This is a genomic window from Schleiferilactobacillus shenzhenensis LY-73 (assembly GCF_000469325.1).
GTDB lineage: Bacteria > Bacillota > Bacilli > Lactobacillales > Lactobacillaceae > Schleiferilactobacillus > Schleiferilactobacillus shenzhenensis.
Genome location: NZ_KI271592.1, coordinates 1 through 10401 on the forward strand (window position 1 = coordinate 1; position 10401 = coordinate 10401).

Genomic DNA, 10401 nt, shown 5'->3' on the forward strand with positions numbered 1-10401 from the left:
TCCAAGATTTTGTACGTCTCTATCCATTTTCGCCACCTTCATGAATTATTGGGGATGGCATTTCAGGACTTCATCCCCGCCCAAGGCTTTTTGCACTCCCAGTGGGTAGGCTTTGCTCACTTTCAATACATGTTTTCCTTGCCGGATAGTTTTCAAATTTTTCGAAATACAATCGTAATTGCTGTTGGAAAAATCATTCTTGGTACTCTTGCTCCGATTATCTTCGCCCTGTTGCTGAATGAAGTACGGGTGAAGTGGTTTAAGGAAACGATTCAAACGATTGTATATCTGCCCAACTTTTTATCCTGGGTCGTTCTCGGTGCTGTGTTTACCATGATTCTCTCTGACGGAGGCATGGTTAACCAGTTTCTTGGCTTATTCGGAATTAAGCCGATTTCATTTTTGGCTAGCAATACCTGGTTTCAGCCATTGATGATTATCACCGATGTATGGAAGGGATATGGTTACGGAACGATTATCTACCTTGCGGCAATGACTGCCATCAATCCGGACCTATACGAATCTGCAGCTTTGGATGGGGCAAACAGGTGGCAGAATATTATCCACATTACATTACCATCCATTGTGCCAATGATTATTTTAGTAGCCACGCTTAGCTTGGGTAACATTCTGAATGCTGGTTTTGATCAAATTTTCAACCTTTACAATCCAGTGGTGTATCCAACGGGGGACATTATTGACACGTATGTTTACCGAATGGGGCTACGCGGAGCACAGTATTCGTTTGGCGCAGCAGTTGGGTTACTCAAGTCAGTAATCAGTCTTGTACTGATTGTCTTCTCGTATAAACTCGCTAAGAAATACGCACACTACACGTTGTTTTAGAAGGGGGAAAACATTATGGTCCGTTCACATACATTGGGCTCACGAATGGTCACGACCCTGATTTATTTGGCAATGCTGCTCGCGGCCTTTCTGTCTTTGGCACCGCTTGTCAATACGATTGCGATTTCATTCAGCTCCGGCACTGCAGCCGCTTCGGGCGCAGTAAATTTTGTACCAGTAGATTTTTCTTGGTATGCTTACTCCAAAATCATGCAAGATACTGCATTTTGGCGCGCTTTTGGTGTGTCACTAGCACGAGTGGTTGTTGGTGGCGGACTAAGCTTAGTTCTTACCATATTGATGGCGTTCCCGCTCTCCAGATCGGCGGAACAATTTCCCGCGAGAAACATGTACATGTGGGCAATGATTTTTGCACTGCTGTTCAACGGTGGAATGATCCCCACATACATGGTCATTTATAAGCTTGGGCTTATTAACTCTTTTTGGTCACTTGTAATACCGGGGGCTGTAAACATATGGAACGTCATCTTGATGATGAATTTCTTCAAAGGCATCCCATCTGCACTGGAAGAAGCCGCCGTTATGGACGGCGCTAGTCCGCTACAGATTCTCCTGAAGATATTTCTCCCCATTTCAATTCCTTCACTGGCAACTATTACCTTGTTCACTGTAGTGGGATACTGGAACGATTTCTTTAGTGGCTTACTATACATCAATGATCAAACTAAGGTACCGCTACAGACGTATCTGCAGGCGCTGACCCTTCAGGCACAAAACTTAACTCTTTTGTCCAAGGAGGAGATAATGGAATTGCAGAAGGTGTCATCGCTTTCATTGAACTCGGCTAAAATCCTTGTCTCAATGATTCCAATCCTTCTGATTTATCCCTTGATGCAGAGGTTCCTGGTGAAGGGCTTGGTTTTGGGTGCTGTTAAGGAATAAACGTGCGTTGCCCTGCCGAATCACCAGACTTTTGCCTTAAGGTACTCAGGAAGGGTGGTACTTCATGAAACGTGTTCTGTTGGTGGACGACAATCAATTTGAACGGGATAACATTCGGAAACAGATTGAATCAGAGTTCCTAGACGTGGAAATCAGCGAAGCCGATAACGGCATCACGGCCAGGGACCGTATCAATCAGCATCCTGTTGATATTTTGGTTACGGATATCAAAATGCCTCTAATGGATGGTGTTGCATTGATCAAGCAGGTTCGCTTTTTCAATAAACAAATCAAAATTGTGGTAATCAGTGGGTATGATGACTTTGAGTATGCGCGTGGTGTGTTGCCCTTCGATGTTAGCGCATATCTCCTCAAACCCGTTAATTGCGTCGAGTTGAGAGATGCACTGGGGGAATTCTTAGCTCCACGTGATACCCGAGTTAACGAATACTCCCCTGCCATTCTTCGGATCCTTGAATTACTGGAAAACGAATATGATACCAACCTGACTTTGGAATATTTGTCTGAACAGGTACATTTGGTGCCATCTTACCTCGGTACCTTATTCAAGAAAGAAGTTGGCATCAGTTTCTCCCGTTATCTCAATGAATTACGGATGAAGAAAGCAGCCGAATTGTTGAGACAGACAAATATACGAGTAGTCAATGTCGCTTCCTTTGTTGGGATTTCTGATTCTTCTTATTTTGGGAAAGTTTTCCGCCAACAATATGGTGTTACACCCGCGGAGTATCGCAAGAAGCACGGAATTACCCTGAACCATGATTAGTCGTCTTTTTCGTAGCTGGCATGATAGGTCACTGCGGGCAAAAATTTTCTTGTCTATGTTAATGGTATCCATCCCAGCAATTCTGTTACTTGGAACGATTTCATTCTTTCAAGGACAGCAGGTGGATACTGAGACTAGTCAAAAATATTTACAGAATGAAATTCGAAGTAAGCAGGACGATCTCACTGATGAAGTAAAATCCGCAACAAGTATAATTAACACATTAACGTTCAATGCATCAATTGGCGAAATGTTTGAAAGCCAGTCTGTTAAGCAGAGCGTGTATAATGCGTACCTGTCTTTTCGCGATTACCTAGATCCGACAACGAAACTGCTTTTGTCTTTGAATCCGGATCTTCAGGACATCGACTATTACACTGACTCGAAGGTAGCGGGCTTGCGTGGTAATATACATCCGTTGAGTGCTTCAGACAATCCAAAATTCCTGAAAAATATTCATGTTTCTGAAAATCCGCAATGGTTTTCTGATCAGGAGAACTTGTATGCTGTGCGTGCATTTCCAATCACAGTGACACCAACCACTGGGACTATGGTCATGCTGACGTACAATAAGGCTGATTTCTTTCGGCCCCTTAGTAAGCAGGCACCTTTATTTCTTTACCGCGTCACAACTGCCCAAGGAACCGTTCTGTTTTCTAGTCCGGGATGGAAGAATACCCACTTTGTGAATCATACAGCGGCACCCTTAGGAACGACGGGGATTTTACTTGATGTGAAGTACGCCACGACGTTGCGCATCGGCAATCGCATCGTCTACTGGACAATCATCGGTGTCCTGCTCAGTATCCTCGAGATCGTCCTGCTGACCCGGGCGTTTACCAATGGCATCAGCCGGAACTTTCTCCAATTAAAAGGAAAAATCCAGCACGTTATCGAGAAACCGCGAGAGGAGGTGTCCTTCGATACCAAGGAAAAAGACGAATTCGGCCAGCTGAGCAATGCCATCGGGGCCATGGTGACCCGGGTGCATGAGCTGAACGACCGCGCGCTGCAGGCGGAGATTGAGAAGCAGAGCAGTAAATACGATGCCTTGGTGAACCAGATCAATTCCCATTTCCTGTACAACACGCTGTCCATGATTGATTGGCAGGCCCGCCAGTCCAAGAACCGGACGATCAGCATTGCTGTGCGGGAACTATCTACTTTTTATCGGACGACCTTGAATCATGGTCGAAGCGAGACGACGTTGAAGAACGAAATTGACAATATCAAGGCGTACCTGACATTGCAGCTGGTGCTGCACGATTACTTTCAGGTGTCCTACGATATCGACCCTCATTTGCTGAAAGCCCGGGCAATCAATCTCATGATTCAGCCAATCGTCGAAAACGCGATTGAACATGGGTTGACTGAGAGCAAGAAAGACGCTGAAATCTTCATTTCGGTTCGGTCAGAAGAGGGTGAATTGCTTGTTCAAGTGACGGACAACGGCGTGGGTATTCCGCCAGAAAAACTGAAAGGAATACTGAGCAAAGAAGCGATGGGGTACGGCTTGCGGAATGTCGATCAGCGCATCAAGTTTTACTTTGGGAAGCAGTATGGATTGCACATTGCCAGTAAAGTGGGGGTGGGCACGAGTGTGACCATTCAGTTGCCGCTGCAATTTGAGGAGGGTGTCCAATGAACAACAATATTTTATCCAGCAAGCTGATGGTCATCGTCGACGGCATCTGGAAAATCGTGCTCAGTCAGCTCCTGCTTGTGATCACGAACCCATTGCTCGCATTTTCTGTTACCTTTGTGCCGGTGACGGCCAGTAATGTGGTGATCCTGATCTTCCTGAGCGTCACCTTGCTGCCGTCACTGAGTGCGCTCTACGGTGCGTTCGCCCACAGCGACGGGGACTGGCAGACGCTGTGGCATGAGTTCTTCCGCCGCTATCGCCGTGATTGGCGGGAGACGTGGCGCGTGGGTGTGGCGTTCACACTGGCGTTGGCCCTGCTGGTCTATGACTGGCTCTTTATCGCGTTGAATCCGCGCTACACCGGCTTTCTCTTCCTGCTCCTTCCTGTCTTGAGCGTGGTGTTTCTGATGCTGTTCTATACCGCGTACATGATTGCGGGGTTCCAGGGCAGCGTACGCAACCATCTGCATAACGCGCTGTACCTGACCTTCCACCACGTGTTCTCCAACATTCTGTTCCTGGCGGTGGTCATTGGGCTGGTCTTGATTACGAAGGCAACCAACTTCCCGGTATTACAGTTGGTGACAGCGGGGCTGATCGGCTGGTTCAGCTACTTACGGCTGAGCCGGCTGGTGACCAAGGCTCAGCAAGCGCAGAGTTGACCGCAGGCAATGCCATACGAGAGTGAAGAAATGTCCCTTACCGAGCCGAGACCGATCATGGCCTTGACCCGGTATTTTTATGTCGTTTTAACCCCTGCTCGTGAAAACAGAGAAATTGTTGAGCATACGACGAACCCGTTGTGCGACGGCCTTCCTGTCAGCACAAGGCACTTTCCTAGATACATTTCTCCCATACCGATACAATATGAAGGGCTTGGTAATGCTTACACACATGTTGGGATGAGGGGCTCCCCGGGCAATGAGGGCAAAAAGAAAGGTGATCACCATGCGTCCATTGGCTTCTGAATATGAAAAACGGCTCGACCATGATTGGCCGGCCATCATCCACTATCTGGGGGAGCTGATTGCGATTCCCAGTGTCCGGGGCACGGCTGCCCCTCATGCACCGTTTGGCCTGGGGCCGCGGCGGGTCCTTGAGCACGCGCTGGCGATTTCGGCCAGCCTGGGCTTGACGCCGCATACTGTGGCGGACGCCGTGGGTTGGGCCAGTCTCGGCGGCGATGATGATGCCGAGTATGTCGGTGTCCTGAGTCATCTGGATGTGGTGGCTGGCGGGAGCGGGTGGCATTATCCGCCGTTCCAACTCACGGAGACGCCGACCCGCTTGTTTGGCCGGGGCATTTTGGATAACAAGGGGCCCATTTTTACGGCGCTTTGGGCGTTGCATTGGCTACAGGAGGACGGCGTCGCGTTGAAGCGGCCGCTGCGGGTGATTTTTGGTACCGACGAGGAGAGCGGCAGTGCGGATATACCCTTCTATCTGGCCGCGCAGCGCCCGCCGATCTTTGGTTTCACCACTGACGGTATGTATCCAGTCGTTTACGGTGAACGGGGCATCGTCCGCTACCGCATCACTTGGCCCGTCTCACCCAACATCGACTTGGGCGACCGCTTCGCCATCGCCGGTGACTTTTCGCCGGCCATCATCCCGGATAGTGCCGTCATCACTTTCCCGGACGGCCGCGAGGAACACTCCAATGGAAGAAAAGCTCCGAGCAACGCGCCCTGGCTGGGCGACAACGTCCTGGACCATCTCAGCGCCGCGGCCGGGGACTTGCCCGGCGCCGCAGGGGCGTTTTTCCAGTGGTATACGGCACACTTTGCCGGTGCCGTGGCGGGGGAGCACGCGGACATCCATTTTTCTGACGACGCGTCAGGGACCTTGCAGCTTTCGCCGTATCGGATGGCGTGGGATGGTCAGGCACTGACGCTGGATATTTCTATTCGCTATCCCTTGAGTGTCACGGAACAGCTGGTGACGGACCGCTTGGCGGGACTGCTGCCGGCTGGGGCGAGCATCCGGGTCAGCGATAGAATACCGCCGCTGATTCAGGATCCCCATAGTCCATTCGTTCAAACGCTCACGGATATTTATACTGAGAACACTGGTCTGGATGGCACGCCAGTCACCAGCTCGGGGGCCACTTACGCCCGCAGTATGCCGAACATCGTGGCCTTCGGGCCGTCTTTTCCTGGGCAGGAGGGGATTGCCCACAAGGAGGATGAATGGCTCAACGTCGCGGATTTCCGGCGGATGCTCGTAATTAATTATCTGGCAATGCGGGCCTTGGCGGATTTGTGAACATTTCTGAACCAAGGACCAAGAAAATGAGGGGAGCAGGCATCATGATCAAACGGGAACGATTGAATATTATTATGGGCATGCTGCAGCAGAAGCCAACGGTGACGGTGAATGAGCTGGCTAATAACTTGGACGCCAGTACGTCGACCATTCGGCGCGATCTGCTGACGCTGCAAAGCGAGGGGAAAGTCCTGCGGTCGTACGGCTCGGCGGAGCTGTCGTCTTCGGACAATATTGAGCTGTCCTACCTTTTCAGAAAGCAGGAGCACGAGCGGGAAAAGCAGACCATAGCGGAAATTGCCAGCACGTTTCTGGGCAACAACCAGGCCTTGTTCATTGATTCCAGCAGCACAGCCTCCTTTCTCGCCCCCTACTTGGCGCCGTTAGAAAACGTCATCGTTATCACGAACGGCCTGCGGGTGGCGGCGGCCTTGGATAACATCCCGTCCGTGAAGACCTACCTCACCGGCGGGGCCTTGAAATACCGGTCTGGCTCGCTGCTGGGGGAGACCAGCATTGAGTATGTGGATGACTTCAATGCCGACCTGTTCTTCTTCTCCGGCGTGGGCGTGACGCCGGGGTATGTCTTCATGTCCAGTCAGCGGCAGTCCGTGCTGAAGAGAGAAATGGTGGCCCGGGCGCGCAAGTCCATCTTGCTGGTTGACCACTCGAAGTTCGGTAAGCGGGGATTCTACCGGTTGATGCCCACGAACCGGGTAGCCGCCGTGATCACGGACGCTAAACCGGCGGCCGACTTCATGACGTTTGCCCAGAAATCTGATATAGAAGTTCTCTACGATGAATAATTTTGATTAATTCTGCGCGTTCGTGCACGTGTGCTCTGGCAAATTGTCAATGTGCCCAAATTTGCACCCGTTGCCCTTTGTAAGGGGTTACACTGTACTTGCTAAGCGGTTGTCTGAAAAGGCGGCTTTGCACAAGAGAATCTATCTTACACTATGGTGTCAGACTTAACCTATGGGAGGGAAACAACATGAGGAGAGTAACAAAGGTATTAGCCACAATCGGCATCGCGGCGATGGCCAGCCTGGTGTTGACCGCATGTGGTACAAGCAAGAACAGCAGCAAGAGCTCTGGCGGTAAAATCACGATTCGCTTGCTGACTCGGCAGGTGGGTGATTCGCCCCAAGTCAAGGACTACAAAGACGTCTTGAAACAGTTCGAGAAGGATCACAAGAACGTCAAAATTGTTGATGAGTCCCAAGGCGACGAGAACCAGTACAATAACATTCTGAAGACGGCCCGGTCATCCAACGACCTGCCGAATATCTTCAATATTCAAGGGGTGGCCAACCTCGGCGAATATATCGACAATAAGCTGATTATGAACACCGAGCCGATTTTCAAAGCGGACAAGAAGTGGTCAGACGGCTTCACTAAAGCCGGGATGGACTACGTTACGATTCCGGGATACAAGGGCAAATGGGGCGTTCCTTTCCAAGCTGGGTTGGTCGGTGTGTATTACAACCAAGCCTTGTTCAAGAAGGCCGGTTACGATACGTTCCCGAAGACCTTTGACCAGTTTGAGGATGCGGTGAAGAAATTGCGGGCGATGGGTGTGACGCCGATCTCCCTGGGGGCTAAGGATGCCTTCACCGTTGGCCACCTGCACAACTTGATCTTCTACCGCATGCTGGGCGTGGACGCGGCCAAGCAATTGGGTGCCCGTAAACTGAAATGGACAGACCCGAAAGTGGTCAAGACCATTCAAATGATCAAGGACTTGAAGGACATGAAGGCCTTCGATCCTAACGCTGTGGGTATCGGTGTCGATTCTGCCGGCACGGCGTTTGAAACTGGGAAAGCCGCCATGTTTATTTCTGGCGTATGGATGATCCCGACATTCAATGACCCGTCGAAGACGCCAGTCTCTAAGGACGTCCGCTTCGCTAAGTTCCCGTATTTCAAGGATACCCCGCAATTCAAGGACGACGATATGCAAGGACTGCAATCTTACCAGATTCGCGGCGACCTGAAGGGTGAAGCCAAGACGTTGACCATTGAATTGTTGAAGAAGCTGACGGATAAAGAGTTCGCGACGAAATGGGCGAATGATGCCGGCTTGATCATGCCCCGCAGCGATTACACGATCGAGAAGAAGAATGACTCCGTCCTGTTCCAAGAAAACGTCGATTTGGCTGCGACATCGAAGAAGGCTGCAGTCGATGTGTTCGAGTCTGACCCGATCCAGTCCATGCAGGATGTCACTCGTAATGCCTTCGTGGGCGTTCTCCAAGGGGATTCCCCGACCAAGGCAGCCCAAACGATTCAGCAAACCATCGACAACAAAGGCCAATAACAGCGGACAAAGGTTAGGTGGATACGATGACACGCACAGCACAAGGCCCTTAACGGGGCCTTTGTCACCTCAAAAAGTATTGGATTGCGGTGAAGGGGGAATCACAAGATGGAAAAAGCAGCAGATCCAGGTACAACGCAACCGACGGCCAAAAAGAAAAAGCAGGTCGTTAAAAAGAAAAATTACCTGACCCTGAAAGACAAAGTCCAACTATCGGTCATGACGTTACCCGCGCTATTACTATATGGGGTCTTTCTCGTGATACCGATTTTGATGGCCATTTACTTTGCCTTCCATACCTGGAACGGTATCACCGGGTCACCTTTAGTTTTTGTTGGGTTCCAAAATTTTGTTAACGCCTTCAACAACCCATTGTTCCAGACGGCCATGCGGAACATGGTGGAGATGGTCGTATTCAGTGTGATGTTCCACACGCCGGTCGCGCTTATTCTGGCCGTGGCGTTGAACGCCCGGGTCAAGGGAAAACGGTTCTTCAAGTTCGTCTACTTCGTCCCGACCGTGTTCCCGTTGACCGCAATTGGCCTTCTCTGGTTCTTCATCTTTATGCCGAACGGGTCGATTAACACGCTGTTAACCAGTATTGGCCTCGGCAGCTTGGCGCAAGGGTGGCTGATCCAACCGGCCACAGCGATGCCGACCATCATTTTCGTTAATATCTGGGCTGGTATCGGGTACTACATGATCATTTTGCTCGCTGGCTTGAAAGGGATCCCCAGTGATGTTTACGAGGCGGCTCTGATTGATGGCGCCAACGCTCGGCAGACGTTCTTTCGCATCACGCTGCCTATTCTGCGGCCCATCATTCTCCTATGTATCGTCCTCGACATTATCGGGACTGTGAAAGTCTTCGACTTGATCTTCGTCATGACCGGCGGCGGTCCTAACGGCTTAACGAACGTGCCGACCACCTTGATCTATTATGAGGCGTTCCGTTATGACAACTACGGGATGGCCAGTGCCATTGGCGTAATCCTGCTGATTATTACGGTCACGGCGACCTTACTCACCCAGTTTGTACCGAAATGGATTGCTAGAAGGAGTGCGGGGAAAGCATGAATACGAAGCCGAGATTCACAGTCGCGCGCCTGCTCAACTATATTTTCTTGATCGTTATGGCGCTATTTTTCATTGGTCCATTGCTGTTTACACTGCTGTCTTCGGTGAAAAACAATACCGAAATTTTCGCAAATCCGTTTGGGCTGCCCAAAGTATTCCTGTGGCAGAACTGGCAGGACGCTTGGCAAAGCGCCAATATGTCCCAGTATCTGCTGAACAGTTTCGTGTATGCCATCATCGGGGTGGCGTTGATTCTGTTTATTGGTTCGATGGTCTCCTACGTGTTGGCCCGCATGAACTTCCGGTTCAATAAGTGGCTCTCGATGTTCTTCTTGATTGGGATGATGATCCCCATGCACACGATTATCGTGCCGGTGGCTTGGATTATCGGCGACCTCGACCTGAAGAACAACATTGCCGCCTTGATTATCTTGTATGTGGCCTTTTCCATGCCCTTTACCACGGCAGTCCTTACGAATTTCATGTCCACGATTCCCGTTGAACTGGAGGAAGCGGCGATTCTCGACGGGGCCAGCCACTTCCAGATTTATTGGCGGG

The 10401-nt window shown here is 50.5% G+C and carries 10 protein-coding genes; all 10 read left to right on the plus strand.

Going from position 1 to position 10401, the window contains the following annotated elements:
- A partial coding sequence (locus L248_RS08995; protein ID WP_155828611.1) for an ABC transporter permease occupies nucleotides 1-846 on the plus strand: 846 nt, incomplete at its 5' end.
- Nucleotides 847-861: 15 nt separating this feature from the next.
- Nucleotides 862-1749 (plus strand): carbohydrate ABC transporter permease, encoded by an 888-nt coding sequence (locus tag L248_RS09000; RefSeq protein ID WP_022529878.1) that lies wholly within the window; start codon nucleotides 862-864, stop codon nucleotides 1747-1749.
- A gap of 64 nt (nucleotides 1750-1813) precedes the next feature.
- Nucleotides 1814-2536: a response regulator transcription factor gene (locus L248_RS09005; RefSeq protein ID WP_022529879.1), complete on the plus strand. Its 723-nt coding sequence runs from the start codon at nucleotides 1814-1816 to the stop codon at nucleotides 2534-2536.
- 685 nt (nucleotides 2537-3221) lie between these two features.
- Nucleotides 3222-4181 (plus strand): sensor histidine kinase, encoded by a 960-nt coding sequence (locus L248_RS16075; RefSeq protein WP_196812016.1) that lies wholly within the window; start codon nucleotides 3222-3224, stop codon nucleotides 4179-4181.
- Complete coding sequence (locus tag L248_RS09015; RefSeq protein WP_022529881.1) at nucleotides 4178-4843, plus strand: YesL family protein; 666 nt, start codon at nucleotides 4178-4180, stop codon at nucleotides 4841-4843. Before L248_RS16075 ends, L248_RS09015 begins: the two co-directional genes overlap by 4 nt.
- Before the next feature lie 286 nt (nucleotides 4844-5129).
- A complete protein-coding gene (locus tag L248_RS09020; protein ID WP_040535892.1) occupies nucleotides 5130-6446 on the plus strand; it encodes a M20/M25/M40 family metallo-hydrolase in 1317 nt (438 codons plus the stop codon).
- A gap of 44 nt (nucleotides 6447-6490) precedes the next feature.
- Nucleotides 6491-7252: a DeoR/GlpR family DNA-binding transcription regulator gene (locus L248_RS09025; RefSeq protein WP_040535895.1), complete on the plus strand. Its 762-nt coding sequence runs from the start codon at nucleotides 6491-6493 to the stop codon at nucleotides 7250-7252.
- A gap of 188 nt (nucleotides 7253-7440) precedes the next feature.
- On the plus strand, nucleotides 7441-8766 hold the full coding sequence (locus L248_RS09030) for an ABC transporter substrate-binding protein (protein WP_022529884.1): 1326 nt from the start codon (nucleotides 7441-7443) through the stop codon (nucleotides 8764-8766).
- 108 nt (nucleotides 8767-8874) lie between these two features.
- Complete coding sequence (locus tag L248_RS09035; protein ID WP_022529885.1) at nucleotides 8875-9843, plus strand: carbohydrate ABC transporter permease; 969 nt, start codon at nucleotides 8875-8877, stop codon at nucleotides 9841-9843.
- The coding region (locus L248_RS09040; RefSeq protein ID WP_040535898.1) for a carbohydrate ABC transporter permease at nucleotides 9840-10401 on the plus strand (562 nt) is incomplete at its 3' end. The genes L248_RS09035 and L248_RS09040, both read left to right, overlap by 4 nt.

Bases quoted from the DNA above. Each gene is read 5' to 3' on its own strand.
- L248_RS09025 (WP_040535895.1), top strand. From the start codon at position 6,491: ATGATCAAACGGGAACGATTGAATATTATTATGGGCATGCTGCAGCAG.
- L248_RS09015 (WP_022529881.1), top strand. From the start codon at position 4,178: ATGAACAACAATATTTTATCCAGCAAGCTGATGGTCATCGTCGACGGC.
- L248_RS09005 (WP_022529879.1), top strand. From the start codon at position 1,814: ATGAAACGTGTTCTGTTGGTGGACGACAATCAATTTGAACGGGATAAC.
- L248_RS09030 (WP_022529884.1), top strand. From the start codon at position 7,441: ATGAGGAGAGTAACAAAGGTATTAGCCACAATCGGCATCGCGGCGATG.
- L248_RS09035 (WP_022529885.1), top strand. From the start codon at position 8,875: ATGGAAAAAGCAGCAGATCCAGGTACAACGCAACCGACGGCCAAAAAG.
- L248_RS09020 (WP_040535892.1), top strand. From the start codon at position 5,130: ATGCGTCCATTGGCTTCTGAATATGAAAAACGGCTCGACCATGATTGG.
- L248_RS09000 (WP_022529878.1), top strand. From the start codon at position 862: ATGGTCCGTTCACATACATTGGGCTCACGAATGGTCACGACCCTGATT.